We start from the raw sequence: 17,726 nt of genomic DNA on the forward strand, positions 1-17,726 counted from the left end.
CTCGCCTCTCCCTAGTCTTTGCTTTGTGATCGGGTTGGCAATACCACCCAAACCTGTTGGACAGGTTATAGCTGGAAGATCGGCATATTCTAGACAATTTAGTGTGAGAGGTAAGATTTCTCTTGAACCTGTCAGACTGATTCCATTATCACTAGGCTCAACGAACTCCGGTGCGGCAGGCTCTCAGCGGGCATGCGCGGTACCTCAAGAACCGAGTCATTTAGGGGAGAGAAAGAGATGCACCTGGTTGCAGATCTGTGCACGGTTCCCGTCAGTCAGGATGTTGCCGCGCGGGAGGCTCCGGCCGAACCGCTCCATTTCACGCCGACCCAGCTCAAAGTCCTGCGCTGCGTGCGTTCGGGACTTTTGAACAAACAGATCGCCTATGAACTCGGCATGGCCGAGGCGACGGTGAAGGTCCACATGACGGCGCTCATGCGCAAGCTGAACGTGCGCAACCGAACGCAGGTCGCCATCGCGGCGGGACGTCTGGCGCGCGCGTGATCGCGCATCCGTCGTGGGGCAGGAACGGCAACGTGGGGACAGGACGATGACGACAGGTTCGCGGCGCGAGGTTCTGGGAATGGGCGCGGGACTGGCGGCGGCGGGAGTCGCTCCGGGGTTTTCTGCTCAGGCCTTCGCGGCGCCGCGCAAGATCGGCTATGCCGTCGTCGGCCTGGGCTACTACGCCACCCGGCAGATCCTGCCGAACTTCGCCAATTGCGAACAGTCGCGGCTGGTTGCGCTGGTCAGCGGCACGCCGTCCAAGCTGGAGAAGTACGGCGCGCAATACGGCATCCCCAGGACGCATCGCTACAACTATGCCGAGTTCGACCGCATCCGCGACAACCCGGATATCGACGCGGTCTATGTGGTCCTGCCCAATAGTCTCCATGCCGAATACACCATCCGCGCCGCTCAGGCGGGCAAGCATGTCCTTTGCGAAAAGCCCATGGCCACCTCGGTGGCGGAATGCCAGGCGATGATCGCGGCCTGTCGCAAGGCCGGGAAGAAGCTGATGATCGGCTATCGCTCGCGGTTCGAACCCTACAACCGCCTGGCGATCGAATTGGCGCGGGGCGGTCATGTCGGTCCGACGCGGCTCGTCACGGCGGAGCACGGCTTTCCCATTCAGCCCGATCAATGGCGGCTGGACAAGGCGCTTTCCGGTGGCGGGTCGATGATGGACATCGGCATCTACAGCCTCAACGCCGCCCGCTACCTCACCGGCGAGGAGCCGGTGGAAGTGAGCGCGGTGGAATCGACCGACCGCGCCGATCCGCGTTTCCGCACCGTGGAGGACCGCGTCAGCTTCGTGCTCCGCTTCCCATCGGGCGTGCAGGCGAACTGCATCTCCAGCTACAGTTCTTCGCACAATGCCTACCGCGTGCATGGCACCCAGGGGTGGATCGCGATGGAGCCGGCCACGCCTTACACCGGACAGGCGATGACGATCCGCAAGGACGGTGTCACTGCACCGAGGACGCTGCCGCCGCCCGCGCGCAACCAGTTCGCCGGGCAGCTCGATCACCTCGCCGAATGCGTGCTGACCGGCGGCGCCCCCATCGTCGCGGGCGAAGAAGGACTTGCGGACATGCGTATAATAGAGGCGATCTATCGATCGGCGGCGGAGCGCCGCATCGTCGAGCTGAAGGCATGATCGATCGCCGCATGATGCTGGCCGGCCTCGCCGCCGTGCCGCTGCTCGACGCGGTGAGCGCCGAGGCCAAGGCGCCGGCGATCGGCACCGTGCGCCGTCTCGATCCGGCGCTCGACAGGATCGTCGCGCCCGGCGCTTCGGTGACGCGTCTTGCCGAAGGATTTCGCTGGGCGGAAGGCCCGGTCTGGGTTCCCGGCAGCAACTGCCTGCTCTTCGGCGATCCGCCGAGCAATACCGTCCACCGCTGGACGGCCGCAAAGGGCGTCGAGATATTCCTGCGTCCTTCGGGACTGCAGACGCCGGTGCCTGCCGCGATCCGGGAGCCGGGGCTCAACGGCCTGGCGCTGGATGCGCGCGGGCGGTTGATTGCGGCGGACAGCGGCTCGCGGGCGATCGTGCGGATCGACCTCGCCACGCGCCAGCGGGAAACGCTGGCCGACCGTTTCGACGGCAAGCGTTTCAACAGCCCCAACGATCTTTGCGTCGCCAGGTCCGGCGCGATCTATTTCACCGACCCGACCTATGGCCTGGCGGAAGGCGACGATTCGCCGCTGCGCGAAGTGGCGTGGTGCGGGTTATATCGTCTGTCGCCGGACGGCCGGGTGGACCTGCTGGATCGCAGCCATCGCCGCCCCAATGGCGTCGCGCTCTCGCCGGATGAGCGCACACTCTATCTGTCGCTGTCGGACGAGACCCGTCCCGAAGTGCTGGCCTATCCACTCGGCGCGGACGGAATGACCGGTGAAAGCCGCCAGTTCCTCGACATGCGCGCGCAGCATGATGCCGGCCGGCCGGGCCTGCCCGACGGGATCAAGGTCGGCGCCTCCGGGCACGTCTTCGCGACAGGGCCGGGCGGCGTCCACGTCTGCACGGCTGACGCGCGGCTGCTCGGCGTGATCGAGACGGGCAAGGCGATCGCCAATTGCGCGATAGGGAAGGGCGGCAAGGTCCTGTTCCTTACCTCTTCCGACAGCCTGGCCGTGATTCCGCTGCGCAGTTCCTGAGCGCCGCGCCGTCAGTCTCCCTGATGGGCCGGTTTGCTGAGGTGGATCGCCGTCCCGCCGTCTCTTGCAGCGTCGATGAGCGGCGGCGGGGGCGGCAGGTCCGTCACCAGGTCATGGATCTGGCCGAAGTCCGCGACATGGACGGTGCCCACCCGTGAGAACTTGGCGTGGTCGGCCACGACGACGATGCGCCGCGCGCGGTCCAGAAGGGCCCGCTTGAACGCGGCTTCGTCCGGATCGAAATCGAGAAAGCCATGGTGCGCGTCGATGGCGCCCATGGAGAAGATGGCGATGTCCGGCAGGAAACCGCGGACCATGCGGACCGCGTCGGCATCGAAAGCCGCGCGGTAGTCGGCATTGAGCATGCCGCCCGCCAGGAAGACGCGGTGGTCGGAACGGCCCAGCACGTCCGCCGCCACTTCGACGCTGTTGGTCACCAGGGTGAGCCCTTTCCGATGCCCCAGTTCCTGCGCCACCCAGAAGGAAGTGGTGCCGGAATCGATGAACACCGTCATCCCGTCCTGCACCAGGCCCGCGGCGTGGCGGGCGATCGAGCGCTTGGCCTCAAGCTGCTCGCGAAGGCGTTTGCGATAGGGCGCTTCCAGTCGCGGCGCGGGCAGGGTGACGCCGCCATGCACCTTGATCACCGAGCCGTTCGCCTCAAGCTGCCGCACGTCGCGGCGGATCGTCTCCTCGGAGACCTCGAAGCGCAGGGCCAGCTCGGAGATCGAACAGGACCCTCGCTCGTCCAACGCGGCCAGGATCGCGGAAATGCGGTCGGCCTGTATCATGCAGTTTCCCCCTGACGAACGTGCCTGCCGACCATGCTTGTTTGTGCTTGTGAGGGCAAGTGGGTTCTTGCCCGTATTATGTCGGTCTATGTGGATTTAATCCAGCAAAGCCACAAAATGTCACAGACCTGTAATCGGAGGCGCTTAGCTCGCCGTCAACGGCTGAATGGCCGAGGCCAGGGTGCCGCATCTTCAGGGGAAGCAGAAATGAAGACATGGATGATCGGAACGGCGATCCTCGCGATCGCTGCGGCAACGACGCAGGCGCACGCCGAGGATGCGGCGGCAGCGCCGACCGCGGAAGCGCCCGACAGCGGTGACACGGCGTCGAACGAGGACATCGTCGTCACCGGCGAGGCCGTGCACTTCGCCAATACCCGCGTAACGTCCGAGATGATCGAGCGCCAGTCGGCATTGACCAGCGTGAACGATGTCATCAACGAGCTTCCCGGCGTCTTCGTCTCGGAAGGTGATGCTTTCGGTTCGTCGGACTGGGCGACTTCCATCTCCATCCGCGGCTTCACGCAGATCGGAACCACCATCGACGGCCTGCCCAACGGCGGCTCGGGCTATGGCGGCGGCTCCAAGGCGAACCGCTACATCGACGTTCTGGACTTGCGGACGGTAGAAGTGTCGCAGGGCACCGCCGACATTTCTTCGCGCTCCAACGAAGCGCTCGGCGGTACGCTCAACTACGTGACCTCCGATCCCGAGAACGACTTCCGCGTTCGCCTTTCGGGCGCAGCGGGCGATTATGGCGCGCAGAAGTTCTATGCCCGCGTCGATACCGGTGAGTTCGCACCCGAAACCCGCGCCTATATCAGCGCCTCGCACTCCAAGGCGCACGACTGGATCGGCGGCGCCGGCAAGACCAGCCGCGACCACCTGAGCGCCAAGATCACCAGCACGCTCTCCAACGTCAATCTGACCGGCTTCCTGTCCTACGACGATGCCGACGAATCCGAATTCGGCTCCGTCTCGCTGGCGCAGTTCGAGGCCGATCCCGACCACGACGTCTATACCGACAACTGGACCGGCATTCCCTATATCGACCAGAATTACCGCGCCGGTTCGCGCGCACTGCGCAAGAACCTGTTCGGCTATCTGCGCGGAAAGGTCGACCTGGGCGAAGTGAAGCTCTCGCTGACCGGTTACTACCACCGGATGCGCGGCCGGGGTGACTGGCTTCCGCCCTATCTCGTGGATGTGACCGCAGATGGCGCCGGGGCGACCGAGAGCGAATATGCGGGCGGCTCCACCGTGATCGGCGGCAGCGCGCTGGGCCAGGTCTATTTCCTCACGCCCACCGGCGCTGCGGCGACCATGATCGCGGGTTGCACCGGCACGGCCGGCATCCCGGCCCAGTACTCGCCGAGCTGCTATGCCGCCGATGCCACCGGCGCGATGTCCTACCGCCACACCCATTACGAAAACGACCGCATCGGCTTCACCGCTGACGCCGATTGGACCCATGATTTCGGCGCGGTCACCAACACCCTGCGCGCAGGCGCCTGGTATGAGAACGTCAATGCCAACCAGGTTCGCGACTGGCACCGTGTAAAGAACCCACTGCTCGGCCTGGCCTATGACACGACGCCCTACTGGGTCCAGTTCAGCACCGACTACGACACTAACGAATTCGTCTATTACGCGCAGGACGCCGTGACTTACGGCAACCTCACGGCGGCTTTCGGCATCAAGCAGTACTTCCTGAAGCAGACGCGGGCCGAGCTGTTCGATGATCAGGTCAGCACCGGCATCACCTCGCATTCCGATCCGCTGATCTCGGCGGGCCTGACCTGGAAGGCGCCGATCGACGGGTTGGAATTCTTCGCGGGTTATGCGCAGAACTTCTCGGCCATCAGCAACGGCGTTCTGGGCGAATCGCAGGAAGTGATCGATCGCATCAAGCCGGAAACGGCCGACAGCATCGAAGTGGGCGCCCGCTACAGCACGCCGCGCGTCCAGGCCTCGATCACCGCTTACGACATCAAGTTCGACAACCACATCGTCTCGATCTCTTCCAACCTGGTCACCGGCATCGACTATCTGGAGCAGCAGGAAAGCGTCTATCTCAACGTCGGCGGCGTGCGCAGCCGCGGCGTGGAGGCGGCGCTGGCCTATCGCCTGCCGATGGGCCTGATGCTTTCGGGCAGCTACAGCTACAACCACGCCGTCTACATCGGCACCGGCAATGCCGAGCAGGATGCGGACGTCGGCATCACGCCGGGCGTTCAGGTCGAAAGCTCGCCGCGCAACATGTGGGTGCTCTCGGCCGACTACAAGCGGGACTTCTTCAAGGCCGGTCTCTCGACCAAGTTCGTCGGCGATCGCTTCATCGATACCGTGGGCGGCGAAGTGGCGCAGTCCTACACGCTGCTGGGCGGCTATATCGGGGTGGACCTTGCGAACTTCTCGGACAAGCTGCGCGGCATGGCGGTGACGCTCCAGGCGACCAACATCACGGACAAGCGCTATCTGGGCGGCGGCGGCGGCGGCGCGGCTTTCCTCGGCGCACCGCGCACGGTAACCGCATCGCTGACGTTCGACTTCTGAACTGAAATTGCAGACCGGGAGTGTGGCAGCTGCAAAGCCCCATGCTCCCGGTTCTCCCTGAGGATACTCGATGGCCGATCTCTCCCGCCGATCGCTTCTTGCCGGAGCCGGAACCGCCATGCTGGCAGGCCTTCCGGCGTCCATCGCCCGCGCGGCGGCCATCGCGCCCGACGTGCGCAGCGGAACGATCGCGGATGTGGAGCATGTGGTGATCCTGATGCAGGAGAACCGCAGCTTCGATCATTATTTTGGCACCTTGCGCGGCGTGCGCGGCTTTGCCGACCGCCTGCCGATCCCGCTGGCCGCGCCGGATTCCGGTGCAGGGCCGGGGACGGCGACGGGCACTGCGAGGGGCATGGGCGGCGAACGCAAGGTCTGGCAGCAGCAGGACCGTCATGCCGCCGGCGGCGCAAGGATGGTTGCGCCTTTCCATCTCGACACCCGGCGCGAATTCGATCTCATGCGGGTGGAGAGCACGCCGCACACCTGGCCGGATGCCCAAGCCGCCTGGAACGAGGGCCGCATGGGCAACTGGCCGGAGGCGAAGCACCAGCGCGCCATGGGCCACTATCGCCGCGCCGACATTCCCTTCCAGTTCGCGCTGGCGGAAACCTTCACCATCTGTGACGCCTATCACTGCGCGATCCAGACCGGCACCAATACCAACCGCCTGTTCCTCTGGAGCGGCACCAACGATCCGCAGGGGCGGGCGGGCGGTCCTGCCATCGGCAATTCCCACGATGAATTTCCGGAAAAGGGCGGTGCGGCCGACGACTATCTCTGGACCACCGTGCCCGAGCGCCTCCAGGCGGCGGGGATCGACTGGCGCATCTATCAGGACATGGCGGACAACTTCACCGACAATCCTCTGGTCGGCTTCCGCGCCTATCGCGAGGCGCACCGGGGCAAGGGCGATCCGGCCCTGAAAGAACGGGCCCTCACCACCCAGGCGCTCGACCGGCTGCGGTCCGACGTGGTGGCAGGCCAATTGCCGCAAGTGAGTTGGATCGTTGCGGACGCGCGCAGCAGCGAGCATCCCGGTCCCTCCAGCCCGGCACAGGGCGCGGTCTATACGTCGCGGGTACTCGATGCCCTGACCGCCAATCCACGCGTCTGGGCGCGCACGGTCCTGCTCGTCATGTTCGACGAGAACGACGGGTTCTTCGACCATGCGCCGCCTCCCGCGCCGCCTTCGCGTCTGTCCGACGGGACAGTGCTGGGCGCCTCCAGCGTGGACCTCGCCGGCGAATATCATGAGCGCTCCGCCCCCGGCGAGGCGAAGATCGACCTGCCGGAACTCCGGGGGCGTCCTTATGGCCTCGGCCCGCGCGTGCCGATGTATGTCGTTTCGCCGTGGAGCCGTGGCGGCTGGGTCAACTCGCAAGTGTTCGACCATACTTCGGTGATCCGTTTCCTGGAGACGCGCTTCGGCATTCACGAGGCGAACATTACGCCCTGGCGCCGTGCCGTGTGCGGTGATCTGACTTCCGCTTTCGACTTTACGGCGGCAGATCGGGACCCGTTCGGCCCCCTGCCGAACCCCGGTGCGGACGCCCTGCGCGCCGCGGCCGTGGGACGCCAGCCCGATCCGGTCGCGCCGCCCACGGACGAGATGCTTTGGCAGGAGCCGGGTCTCAGGCCCTCGCGCGCCTTGCCCTACCGGCTGGAAGTGTCCGACCGGCTGGACGAAAGCGGCATCCTCCTGCACTTCTCGGCCGAGGGTGCGGGCGCCGTTTTCCACGTCTACGATCGGCACGCGCTTTCGGCTCCACCTCGCCGCTACACCGTGAGCGCTGGCCAGGCATTGGACGGTCGCTGGGGCTGGAGCGCATCGGGGGGCTACGATCTCTGGGTGTTGGGGCCGAACGGTTTCCACCGCCACTTCGTGGGTCACCGCGACGATCCATTGCCGGACCTGACGTGGCGGCTTGGCGGGGCGAGCCTGTCCTTGCGGTCCGCTGCGCCGAAAGCGGCCGGTCTGCAGGTCCTGTCACTCGGCCTGAAGGGAGAGCGCAAGGAAGCGGTTCTGAAGGGCGGCCATGCCCGCCTGTCCTTGCGCGAAACGCGCGGCTGGTACGATGTCACCGTCACGGCCGCGCAGGGCAGCCTCTGGCAGCGCCGCCTTGCCGGACGGCTCGATGAGGTTGGCCAGGCGACGACCAGCGATCCCTTCACGCCCTTGGAATAAGCCGTTCGAACAGCGCGTCCGCCGCGGCGTCCATCACCTCTCGGCAGCAGAGACCTTGCGGCATGTCACCGTGGTGACGTGCGGCGCAGGCATGGGGGCAGCCGTCGCCATTGGCGAGCGAGTCGCAGGTGCCGCAACCGGTGCTTTCTCGCTAGGAGGTCGCAGGATGCCCGGAATTGTTGCCGAATGTCGGAAAAGGGCGAAGCTTCGGGCACCTTCGGCGCGCCCATGCTGCGGCATCCCGGAACACTTCGGCGCAATATCGAGCTTGATCGGGCACGCCGCATGAACACGCTGGCGGCGGAGCGAATGCCGGCCTGGAGCGGGCCGGACGAAGCCATGAAGACGCGGCCCTCGCTGGGCCAGGCACTGGCCCGGGGCCCTTCGTGGATGCTGGCGCTCTACGGGGGGCTGACCAGTTTCGCGGCCTATTTCTCCATGTATGCCTTCCGCAGGCCCTTTACCGCCGCGACATATGCGGACGTGCCGGGCTGGGAGGGCGTGGTGGACTTCAAGGTCGCGCTCGTAATCGCGCAAGTGGCCGGATATGCGCTCTCCAAGTTCATCGGGGTGAAGGTCGTGTCCGAGATGGCGGCGACCCGCCGTGCCGGCGCCATCGTCGGCCTCGTGGCGTTTTCGTGGGTAGCGCTGGTGCTGTTCGCGGTGCTGCCGCTCTCGTGGAAAGTGCTGGCGCTGTTCCTCAACGGCTTGCCGCTGGGCATGATCTGGGGCCTGGTCTTCGGCTATGTCGAAGGACGGCGCACCAGCGAAGTGCTGGCATCCATCCTTTGCGCCAGCTTCATCGTCTCGTCCGGCGTGGTCAAGTCGGTCGGCCTCTGGCTGATGACAGCCATGGACATCAGCGAGTTCTGGATGCCCGCGGCGACGGGACTGGTGTTCTTTCCGCTGCTGCTCGTCGCGGTCGTCGGCCTGTCCCAAATGCCGCCGCCCAGTCCGCAAGAACAGGCCGAACGCATGGCCCGCCCCCCGATGGCCGCCGCTGCGCGCCGCGAATTTCTGCGCGATTACGGCCCCGGCGTGGCCTTTCTGGTGCTCGCCTACGTCCTTTTCACCGCACTGCGAGACTTGCGCGACAACTTCGCTGCCGAGATCTGGAGCGAACTGGGCTATGCGGGCGTTTCCGAGGTCTTCACCGCCAGCGAGCTGCCGATCGCGGTGGTGACGCTGACGATCCTCGGCAGCCTCGTGATGGTGCGGGACAACCGCCGGGCTCTGATGGCGGTGCATGTCATCGTCATGGCCGGCGCGCTGCTGATCGAACTTTCCACCCTGGCGTTCCAGCTCTCGTGGATCGCGCCCCTGCCGTGGATGATCCTTTCCGGTCTGGGGCTCTACCTGGGTTACGCGCCTTTCAACGCCATGCTGTTCGACCGGCTGGTCGCGGCCAGCCGAAGGGCGGGGACAGCGGGGTTTCTGATCTACGTGGCCGATGCCTCGGGCTATGGGGGCAGCGTCGCGCTCACGCTGCTGCGCAACGTCCCGGGCGTGTCGCTGGACTGGCTGCACTTCTTCATCTGGCTCGCCTATGCCTCGTCCGCCGCTTGCCTGGCGATGATGGCAGCCTCCGCCTGGTATTTCCGCGCGAGGTTGGGGCAGGGCGGGAAAGCCATGCGCGCTGCGCCGAGGGAGCGAACTGCCGCGTTCGTCAGGCCGGAACCGGCTCGCCCGGCGGCCTGTTCGGCATGAACAGCAGCAGGATCGCGCCCGCCAGGACCGCGACGCCGCAGAACGTCAGGAAGGGCCCGAAACTGCCTCCGCCGCGCAAGGTCAGGCTGAGAATGATCGCACCCGTGGAAGCGGCGCCGGCGATGATGGCCGTCATCATGCCCATGACCGTGCTGTAGACCTGCACCCCGAAGGCGCGCGCGACCAGATAGCTGATGAGGTCGCCTTCGGCCCCGATGGTCAGGCCGATCAGCACGACGCCAAGAGCCACGATGGCCGGCGATGAAAGCGGGGATGCCATCACGAACAGGCCCACGGACGAAAGCGCCATGGCTGCAAAGGCCACGAGGTGCGCGGGAAGCCGGTCCAGCGCCAGGCCGCAGGCGAAGCGCCCGGCAAGCGTGCCGCTCGCAAAGGCGGAGATCATGACGGCAATGCCGCCCGCGCCGACACCCTTGTCTAGCAGCATGAGGTTCAATTGCGTGAGCGCGATGATCTGCGGGAGATTGCAGAGCAGCATGGCGCCTGCCAGCACCCAGAACGCCCGGTTGCGGAATATGGCCGGATAGTCCTCACGCGCGGCGCGGCGCGTGACCCCGGCTCCGCCGCCACGCTTTTCCGATGGCATCAACACCAGCGCCAGTCCGCCAAGCAGTGCGGAGACCACGGCGACCAGGACATAGCCGGCCCGCCAGCCCTGCGCTTCCACATACTGGTTGAGCAGCGGCGCGGCCAGCACGCCCATCGCGGCGGGGCCCGACGCCACAATCGCCAGCGCGACGCCCCGGGCATGGACGACATGTTGCACCACCACCCGGCTATAGACGGTGGCCGTGGTCGTGATGCAGATGAGGCCCATCGCCACGAACAGGGCTATATAGACGCGGATGTCGCCGTTCATGCGGCTCAGCAGGCCGTATCCGACCGGACAGGCGATCACGCCGACAAAGGCCATGCGCCTCACGCCCACCACGTCCGTAAGGCGCCCGATGAACGGGAACACCAGCACGCAGACGAGCGTGAGGCTGCCGACCGCAGCGAACTCGGCCTTGGACCAGCCGAACTCGCGCAGCAGGTGCGGGGCCATGATGCTGGTGATATAGCTGGTGATCGAATAGCCCGAACTGAGGCCGATGACGGCCGCCAGCAAGGGGCGCCACTGGGCGCGGAGTTCCTGAAGGTATGCCGGCATCTTCCCTCTCCGAAACCCGTATCAGTTCGCCGGGATGACTGTGCACATGGCTCAGACTACCGGCATTATCGGCAAGGGTTTCGCTCATCGTGCAGGATGCATCAAGCGACCGCGTATCAGCCCGGCGATATGAGGAGCGAACATCTGAAATTGACGCCAAACCAGCGCGAGAATGCACGTTCGATCATATTGGTGCAGCACTTGCCATCAAACCATCGATCATGGAATGGTCTGGGGGTGCCGAAAATCCGCGCGCGAAACGGTGCCATAGCCGTCCACGCGGTACGCTGTGGCGATATCGGCAGTGCCGAGATTTCAAACGCAACGAACGGGCCTGCCTTACCTTGATGTAAAATGCATTATCTATAGACGATTGCCGATGAACACATCTTTCATGCCTCTTGCCGGCAAGCGCGTCCTGGAACTTGGGACCATGATCGCGGCCCCTTTTGCCACGCATATCCTGTCGCAGATGGGCGCCGAAGTCATCAAGATCGAGCCGCCCGCAGGCGATACCACGCGGTCGCTGGTTCGCGGCGGGCCGTCGGGCACGATCATCGCCTACAGCCATTCCAAGCGGGCGATCTGCCTCGACCTGACCACGGAGGAAGGCAAGGGCGTCTTCCGCAGGCTGGCCGCGAGCGCCGATGTCGTGATTCACAATCTGGCGCCTTCGGCCGCCCGCAAACTGGGTGTCACCGCGGACGATTTCCTCGCGGAGAATCCCAGGGGGATCCACGTCCACATCAAGGGCTATGCCCATGGCCCGCAGGCGGACGACCTCATGACGAACCCGATTGCCGAAGCGGCGACGGGGGCGATGGACGATCACCGGGTGGACCAGCGGCCCACGCGTTTCGGGCCGTCCTACCACGACCAGTTCGCGGGAACTTACGCCGTCATCCGCGTGCTGGGCGCGCTGCTCGATCCGGAAGCGCCGGAAGCTGCGCGCCGGATCGAGATCGGACTCTACGAGACGGGCCTTCATCTGGCGGCCCGCGACCTGGCCGGAATGCAGTTGAAAACGCAGCTTCTGGGCCGGCTTGAAAAGGAGGGCGGGGGCGAGTTCTCGATGCCGGGGTATGGCGCCTATCTCACGGCGGACGCGCGCTGGGTCTATCTGTTGATCCTGACCGACGCGCATTGGGCGAAGCTGACCCGCGCATTGGACATGCCGGAAGACGGAAATCCCGACTATGCCAGGCTGCGCGATCGCAAGAAGGCGCGGGATGTGGTGGAGGCTGCCGTACAGGCGGCAGCGGCTGGTTTCGCTTTCGAGGACATATCCGCTCGGCTGCGCAACGCGGGCATCGGTTTCAACGAAGTCATGCCGCTGGAGCGCGTCCTGGATGCGCCGCAGGCGCGGCAGCCGGGCAAGCTTCGATCGCTGGATTTCCGCGGGTTGGACTTCGAGGTCCCTGAATTTCCGGGTCAGCCGCAAGTTGCGTCCAATCTCCCGCCGCCCGAGATCGGCGAACATACCACCACGCTTCTGGAGGAACTCGGGTACGGGGCGGCGGAGGTGGAGAACCTATTGTCATCGGGCGCTGCCAGGGCCTATCAGACCGGCGATTTCGCCTGGGCGCCGGTACGGGACAAGAGATGACGGACAAGATGATGCATTATCGCACGAAAGAGGAGCAAGTCGCCGATTTCTTGCGTGAAGGCATCATCTCCGGCCGTTTTCCGCGCGGGGCCAGGCTCAAGCAGCAGGAAATCGCCACGATGCTGAACACCAGCATCACGCCGGTCCGCGAAGCGCTCAAACTGCTCGCGGCCGAGGGGTACGTCCTGGGCGACAATTATCGCGGCGCGACCGTGGCCCCGTTCGATATCGAGGCTTCCAGTGAAGTGCTGGCGCTGCGCATTCTTCTGGAAACGCAACTGGTTCGCGGCGCGGTGGCATGCGTGACGAGCGAGGATATCGCCGAATTGAAGGTGCTGGCGGACAAGTTCGCCGCGGCGTTCGAAGCCGGCGAGAACGAGGCGGTGCGAGCGGCCAACTATCGTTTTCATCATCGTATGTTCGAAATCGCCCGAATGCCGCAGACCCTGCATTTCGTGCAGATCCTCTGGGCACGCTATCCCTTCGATCTGATCAATCGCCTCAAGGGCCGCGTCAGCCGCGCGGCCGAGGAGCACGACGAATTGCTGGCTGCGCTTATCGCCGGGGACACCGCCACGGCCATGCTGGCTACCCGCCAGCACATCGAGGCCGGCTTCAACGAATTGCGCCGTTCGGTGGCGGGCTGAGGTCCGCGCACTCTATTCCATCATCTTCAGGCAGGAGTTCCACGTCCCATGAAAACGCTTTTCCTCGTCATGGACATGTTGAACGATCTCGTCGCCGAAGACGGTTTCAGCGCCGGGAGCTACGGCGTTCAGGTGGCGGAGCGCAAGGTTCTGCACAACACCGCAGCTGCTCTGGCGGCGGCGCGAAGCGCAGGGGCGCGGGTGGGTTACGTCCGGATCGGGTTCTCGGCAGACTACCGGGAAGCGCCTGAAAACTCGCCGATCTTTTCCGGTGCCCGTCAGAACGGCATCTTCAAGCTTGGCACCTGGGGCACCGAAGTCCACGAGGCTTTGGCGCCGCGCGAGGGCGACTTCGATATCGTGAAGCACCGTGTCAGCCCCTTCTACGCGACCTCGCTCGAGGCGATATTGCGGGCGCATCGGATCGAGCGATTGGTGCTCTGCGGCGTCTCCACCAACGGTGTGGTGCATTCGGGCGCGCGCGAGGCTCATGATCGGGATTACCAGGTGGGGATCCTGGAAGACTGCTGCGCCGGCGCGACAACGGAAGAGCACGCTCACGCCCTGGCCTGCCTTGGTCGTTACGCCCGCATCGTGCCCAGCACCGCCTTCAACTGGGCGGAATGACGGCCGCCGGATCGGCCGAAGATCCATAGAATTGCGGAAATAGGCCTCTAACGCTCCAGCGATCATGCTTGTGGCCTACCTTGGCTGACGTGGACTCATGATGCGTTCCTATATAATGCATTATCCATCAAATGCAGCCGGCAGCGAATGCGCTTGCCGCGATAGGGAGTCCAGCGATGACGGTGGAGTTGAAGGAAAAGGAAGTCGGCGGCGCGCCGGCGGAAGGCAAAATCACCCCCGAGGCGATCAAGGCGGCCGAAAACATGATCGGCATGCAGTTGCGCCCGGAGGGGCCTTATCTGCAGGACGCCACGGAAGACACGATCCGCAACTTCGGCAACGGCATCGGTGACCTCAACCCACTTTACCGCGATCTGGAGAGTGGCCGCCTGACGCGCCACGGTTCGATGCTGGCGCACCCGAACTTTCCGATGGCCTTCGGCTGGGTCGGCCGCACCCGCTGGGGTCTGCCCGGCGTCCACGGCTTCTACGCCGGCAACGACTGGGAACTGTTCCGCCACATTCGCCCCGGCGACCGTATCAGCGCGATCGAGCGCGTGGTCGGCGTCGAAGTGAAGGAGAGCCAGTTCTCCGGGACGCTCGTGCTGCAATATGTCGAGGCGACCTATTTCAACCAGCGCGGCGAACTCGTCGCCAAGGCGCTGGGCACTTGCACCCGGCACGAGCGCAAGGCGGCGCGCGATGCGGGCAAATACGCGGACATCAAGACTCACGAATACACGCCGGAAGAGTTCGACCGGATCGACAACGCGATCCTCGACGAGGAAAAGAACATCCGCGGCGGCAATGTGCGCTACTGGGAGGAAGTGCAGGAAGGCGAGCAGCTTCCCGAGATCGTGCGCGGCCCGCTCAGCCTGATGGACACGATGGGCTTCCTCGTAGGCTGCGGTCGCGGCCACACCCACGGCGTGATCTTCAAGAACGCGGTGAAGCATCCCGGCCACTTCTTCCGCAATCCCGAGGCGGGTGGCGGCATCGAATATACCGGCATCGGCCACCACCGCGAGTCCACCGCCAAGGAAGTGGGCGTCCCCGGCGTCTACGATTACGGCCCGCAGCGTTCGTCCTGGATGGCATCGATGGTCACCAACTGGATGGGCGACGCCGGCTTCCTCAAGCGCATCAAGACGCGCATGAGTCGCTTCAACACCATGGGCGACTGCACCTGGGCGCGCGGCACCGTGACGCGCAAATATATCAAGGACGGTTATGCCCTGGTCGATATCGAGATCAAGGGCGAGAACCAGCGCGGCGAACTGACCACGCCTGGCCTGGCGACGGTGGTGCTGCCATCGCTCGATCCCAATACCAAGGTCTTCGTAGACGGTTCGGGTCTCGATCTCGAACTGCCGGTCGTGCGCTGAGGCAGGGGCAATGGCGGGGCAGGAAGATCAGGCGCCGCTGGCAGGCATAAGGATCGTCGCCATCGCCCAGGGCGTGGCGTCGGCCTATGCCGCACGGCTGCTGGCAACCATGGGCGCGCGCGTCCTGCTGGTGGAACCGGCCGGCGGCTCGCCGCTGCGCCGGGAGCCGCCCTTCCTCCCCGGACCATCCGGCGAAGAGACCGAGGTGAGCGCGCTCTTCGCCTATCTGGCGGCGGGCATGGACAGCGCGGTGATCGATCTTGCGTCTTCATCGGGACGCGAGGCTCTGGACCAGCACCTGGCCGAAGCGGACATCTTCTTCGACGATACGCCGCCGGGCGAGCGCGCGGCGGTGGCTCTCGACGAGGCGGGCATTGCTGCGCGGTTTCCCCGCCTGCTGCATGTCTCGGTGCTGCCCTTCGGCGCGCAAGGCGACAAGGCTGCCTGGAAGGGCGCCGACCTGATCGTCCAGCACGCGGGCGGCGAGGGCAACCTGCTGCCGAACGGGCTTGCGGTCGAAATGTTTCCCGGCCGCGCGCCGCTCAAGATCGGCGGTCACTTCGGGGAGATGCAGGGCGGCATCGCCGCGGCTCTCGGCGCGCTTTCGGCGCTTTGGGCACGGCCGGAGGCGGGCGGGCAGGCCGTCGATATATCCAACCAGGACGCGATGCTGGCGGTGGGCGCTTTCGCCATCCAGCGCCTTGGCGACGGTTCGGTGGAGCACCGGGTGGAGCGCAGCTTTCGCTACGGCGGGGTGATCCCCTGCGCCGATGGTCACCTCGAACTGTTGACCCTTGAGCAGCGGCAGTGGGATGGCCTGGTGCGGCTGCTCGGCAGCCCCGATTGGGCGACGGACCCTGCCCTGGCGAGCAGTATCGAGCGTGGGCGGCGCGGGCCGGAGATCAACCGGCATATCCGCGAATGGGCCAGCATGCGGCGCGTGGACGACATCGTCGCCGAGGGGCAGAAGCTCGGTGTGCCCCTGGCGCGCTACAAGTCGCCCGCGGAAATCCTCTCGGGCGAACAGGAAGCGCATCGCGGCCTGTTCCAGTCGATTGACATGAGAGGCGCGGGCCTGCTCGATGTCCTTGTTTCACCGTTCCATTTTGGCGGCGCGGCGCTTTCGCTGCGAAGCGGGCCGCCTGCATTGGCCGAGATGCTGGAAGTGACGCCATGAAGCCGCTGCAGGGCATCCGCATCGCCGACTTCACCGTGCACAACGCCGGTCCCTTCTGCACGCACCTGCTTTCGCAGCTTGGCGCCGAAGTCATCAAGATCGAGAGCGCCATGCGCCTCGACGCTTTTCGCAAGCCGCACCCGGTCTATGGCCGCGAAGGGCCGGCGACGTTCGACCAGGTGGCTTCGAACAAGCTGTCCGTCCGCATCAACCTCAAGAAGGCCGAGGGCGTCGCCCTGGCCAAGCGCATCGTCGCGGCCAGTGATGTCGCCGCCGAGAGCTTTCGCCCCGGCGTGATGGACCGGCTCGGGCTTGGCTATGCCGACCTTTGCGCGGTGCGCGAGGATATCGTGATGCTGTCGGTCTCGTCCTCGGGGCAGAGCGGCCCGGATTCGCACTTTGCGGGTTATGCGCCGCTGTTCGGCGCCTGGGGCGGCCTTGGCGAGCTGACGGGTTACGCCGACGGACCGCCGGTGGAGATCCGCCACGTTATGGACCATACCGTCGGCATGAATGCGGCAGTTGCGCTGATGGCAGCGCTGCATCGCCGCCGCGCGAGCGGGCAGGGCGTTCACGTCGACGTTGCCGCACGCGAAGTCGCCGCTTCGCTGGTCGGCGATCTGCTCCTGCTGGCGGCGGCAGGCGGCGCAACGGCGCGGATCGGCAATGCCCATCCCCGCATGGCGCCGCACGGCGTCTATCCCGCTGCCGGGGAGGACCGCTGGCTGGCGCTTGCCGTGGAGGACGATGCGGCCTGGACTGCGCTTTGCGGGGTGATGAAACGACCGGACCTTGCTGCGGACCCGCGCTTTGCGGACGGCGCCTCGCGCATTCGGCACCGCGAAACGCTGGACGCATTGGTCTCGCACTGGAGCGCCGGTGTCGAGGCGAACGCGGCGGCCGAGCAGCTTCAGCACGCCGGCGTTGCCGCCCATGCCTCCTGGACCACGCCCGAAATCGCCGCGGACGCGCACTTGCGGCAGCGCGGAGCGATCGTTTCGGTGGCGGAGCCGGACGGTACGCTGCGCGCGGCAGTCGGCGTCCCCTTGCGCCTTTCCAAGGGGGAGGACATCGGTATCCTGCGCGGAACCCCTCGGCTGGGGGAGCACGAAGACTACGTTTACGGCGAGATCCTGGGCATGGGGCGCGCCGAGCGTCTCGCGCTCGAGGCGGCCGAAGTGATCCACTGATCGCGGGATGAGGATGG

At 65.6% G+C, this 17,726-nt stretch carries 14 protein-coding genes; 12 read left to right on the forward strand and 2 right to left on the reverse strand.

Translation table 11 applies throughout. The annotated features are described in order from the left end of the window. Positions 1-237: 237 nt before the first annotated feature. From AC1VV3_RS17210 to AC1VV3_RS17220, 3 genes are read left to right on the forward strand one after another with little or no spacing between them, the layout of a single operon-like run. The gene (locus tag AC1VV3_RS17210) at positions 238-504 is read left to right on the forward strand and encodes a helix-turn-helix domain-containing protein (protein WP_132265502.1); all 267 of its coding nucleotides are present in this window, start codon (positions 238-240) and stop codon (positions 502-504) included. Between the two features lie 46 nt (positions 505-550). Further along, a complete protein-coding gene (locus AC1VV3_RS17215; protein WP_482963035.1) occupies positions 551-1,660 on the forward strand; it encodes a Gfo/Idh/MocA family protein in 1,110 nt (369 codons plus the stop codon). After that, entirely contained in the window at positions 1,657-2,664 is a 1,008-nt protein-coding gene (locus tag AC1VV3_RS17220; RefSeq protein ID WP_482963036.1) for an SMP-30/gluconolactonase/LRE family protein, read from the forward strand. Before AC1VV3_RS17215 ends, AC1VV3_RS17220 begins: the two co-directional genes overlap by 4 nt. An 11-nt stretch (positions 2,665-2,675) precedes the next feature. Here AC1VV3_RS17220 and AC1VV3_RS17225 read toward each other — a convergent pair whose 3' ends face one another. Continuing rightward, entirely contained in the window at positions 2,676-3,455 is a 780-nt protein-coding gene (locus AC1VV3_RS17225; protein ID WP_482963037.1) for a DeoR/GlpR family DNA-binding transcription regulator, read from the reverse strand. Between the two features lie 207 nt (positions 3,456-3,662). Here AC1VV3_RS17225 and AC1VV3_RS17230 point away from each other — a divergent pair, with 207 nt between their 5' ends. The 3 genes from AC1VV3_RS17230 (at position 3,663) to AC1VV3_RS17240 (ending at position 9,906) form a co-directional block, all read left to right on the forward strand. After that, positions 3,663-6,011, forward strand: coding sequence for a TonB-dependent receptor domain-containing protein (locus tag AC1VV3_RS17230; RefSeq protein WP_482963038.1), 2,349 nt, complete (start codon positions 3,663-3,665; stop codon positions 6,009-6,011). A 70-nt stretch (positions 6,012-6,081) separates the two neighbouring features. Further along, positions 6,082-8,199 carry a phosphocholine-specific phospholipase C gene (locus AC1VV3_RS17235; RefSeq protein ID WP_482963039.1) on the forward strand — a complete coding sequence of 706 codons (2,118 nt, stop codon included), beginning with the start codon at positions 6,082-6,084 and terminating at the stop codon, positions 8,197-8,199. Positions 8,200-8,385: 186 nt separating this feature from the next. Continuing rightward, a complete protein-coding gene (locus AC1VV3_RS17240; RefSeq protein WP_482963040.1) occupies positions 8,386-9,906 on the forward strand; it encodes a DUF5690 family protein in 1,521 nt (506 codons plus the stop codon). On the opposite strand, the gene AC1VV3_RS17245 is transcribed toward AC1VV3_RS17240, so the two are convergent. Further along, positions 9,866-11,077, reverse strand: a complete 1,212-nt coding sequence (locus AC1VV3_RS17245) for an MFS transporter (RefSeq protein ID WP_482963041.1) — start codon at positions 11,075-11,077, stop codon at positions 9,866-9,868. The genes AC1VV3_RS17240 and AC1VV3_RS17245 overlap by 41 nt on opposite strands. 379 nt (positions 11,078-11,456) lie before the next feature. On the opposite strand from AC1VV3_RS17245, the gene AC1VV3_RS17250 reads away from it, so the two are divergent. The 6 genes from AC1VV3_RS17250 to AC1VV3_RS17275 all read left to right on the forward strand — a co-directional run bounded on the left by AC1VV3_RS17250 (position 11,457) and on the right by AC1VV3_RS17275 (position 17,709). Next, positions 11,457-12,683, forward strand: a complete 1,227-nt coding sequence (locus tag AC1VV3_RS17250; protein ID WP_482963042.1) for a CaiB/BaiF CoA transferase family protein — start codon at positions 11,457-11,459, stop codon at positions 12,681-12,683. Continuing rightward, positions 12,680-13,330 (forward strand): GntR family transcriptional regulator, encoded by a 651-nt coding sequence (locus tag AC1VV3_RS17255; protein ID WP_207912925.1) that lies wholly within the window; start codon positions 12,680-12,682, stop codon positions 13,328-13,330. The genes AC1VV3_RS17250 and AC1VV3_RS17255 overlap by 4 nt, the downstream gene beginning before the upstream one ends. 48 nt (positions 13,331-13,378) lie before the next feature. Then, positions 13,379-13,957, forward strand: a complete 579-nt coding sequence (locus tag AC1VV3_RS17260) for a cysteine hydrolase family protein (protein ID WP_482963043.1) — start codon at positions 13,379-13,381, stop codon at positions 13,955-13,957. A 176-nt stretch (positions 13,958-14,133) separates the two neighbouring features. Continuing rightward, complete coding sequence (locus AC1VV3_RS17265; RefSeq protein WP_314466205.1) at positions 14,134-15,342, forward strand: FAS1-like dehydratase domain-containing protein; 1,209 nt, start codon at positions 14,134-14,136, stop codon at positions 15,340-15,342. A 10-nt stretch (positions 15,343-15,352) separates the two neighbouring features. Continuing rightward, the gene (locus AC1VV3_RS17270) at positions 15,353-16,519 is read left to right on the forward strand and encodes a CoA transferase (RefSeq protein WP_482963044.1); all 1,167 of its coding nucleotides are present in this window, start codon (positions 15,353-15,355) and stop codon (positions 16,517-16,519) included. Continuing rightward, complete coding sequence (locus AC1VV3_RS17275) at positions 16,516-17,709, forward strand: CaiB/BaiF CoA transferase family protein (protein WP_482963045.1); 1,194 nt, start codon at positions 16,516-16,518, stop codon at positions 17,707-17,709. Before AC1VV3_RS17270 ends, AC1VV3_RS17275 begins: the two co-directional genes overlap by 4 nt. Positions 17,710-17,726 lie beyond the last annotated feature (17 nt).

The organism is Novosphingobium sp. BL-S-34 (assembly GCF_056857015.1).

What these genes read in the sequence shown, in the direction of transcription:
- AC1VV3_RS17210 (WP_132265502.1), top strand. Translation starts at nt 238, where the DNA reads ATGCACCTGGTTGCAGATCTGTGCACGGTTCCCGTCAGTCAGGATGTT.
- AC1VV3_RS17215 (WP_482963035.1), top strand. Translation starts at nt 551, where the DNA reads ATGACGACAGGTTCGCGGCGCGAGGTTCTGGGAATGGGCGCGGGACTG.
- AC1VV3_RS17220 (WP_482963036.1), top strand. Translation starts at nt 1,657, where the DNA reads ATGATCGATCGCCGCATGATGCTGGCCGGCCTCGCCGCCGTGCCGCTG.
- AC1VV3_RS17225 (WP_482963037.1), bottom strand. Translation starts at nt 3,455, where the DNA reads ATGATACAGGCCGACCGCATTTCCGCGATCCTGGCCGCGTTGGACGAG.
- AC1VV3_RS17230 (WP_482963038.1), top strand. Translation starts at nt 3,663, where the DNA reads ATGAAGACATGGATGATCGGAACGGCGATCCTCGCGATCGCTGCGGCA.
- AC1VV3_RS17235 (WP_482963039.1), top strand. Translation starts at nt 6,082, where the DNA reads ATGGCCGATCTCTCCCGCCGATCGCTTCTTGCCGGAGCCGGAACCGCC.
- AC1VV3_RS17240 (WP_482963040.1), top strand. Translation starts at nt 8,386, where the DNA reads ATGTCGGAAAAGGGCGAAGCTTCGGGCACCTTCGGCGCGCCCATGCTG.
- AC1VV3_RS17245 (WP_482963041.1), bottom strand. Translation starts at nt 11,077, where the DNA reads ATGCCGGCATACCTTCAGGAACTCCGCGCCCAGTGGCGCCCCTTGCTG.
- AC1VV3_RS17250 (WP_482963042.1), top strand. Translation starts at nt 11,457, where the DNA reads ATGAACACATCTTTCATGCCTCTTGCCGGCAAGCGCGTCCTGGAACTT.
- AC1VV3_RS17255 (WP_207912925.1), top strand. Translation starts at nt 12,680, where the DNA reads ATGACGGACAAGATGATGCATTATCGCACGAAAGAGGAGCAAGTCGCC.
- AC1VV3_RS17260 (WP_482963043.1), top strand. Translation starts at nt 13,379, where the DNA reads ATGAAAACGCTTTTCCTCGTCATGGACATGTTGAACGATCTCGTCGCC.
- AC1VV3_RS17265 (WP_314466205.1), top strand. Translation starts at nt 14,134, where the DNA reads ATGACGGTGGAGTTGAAGGAAAAGGAAGTCGGCGGCGCGCCGGCGGAA.
- AC1VV3_RS17270 (WP_482963044.1), top strand. Translation starts at nt 15,353, where the DNA reads ATGGCGGGGCAGGAAGATCAGGCGCCGCTGGCAGGCATAAGGATCGTC.
- AC1VV3_RS17275 (WP_482963045.1), top strand. Translation starts at nt 16,516, where the DNA reads ATGAAGCCGCTGCAGGGCATCCGCATCGCCGACTTCACCGTGCACAAC.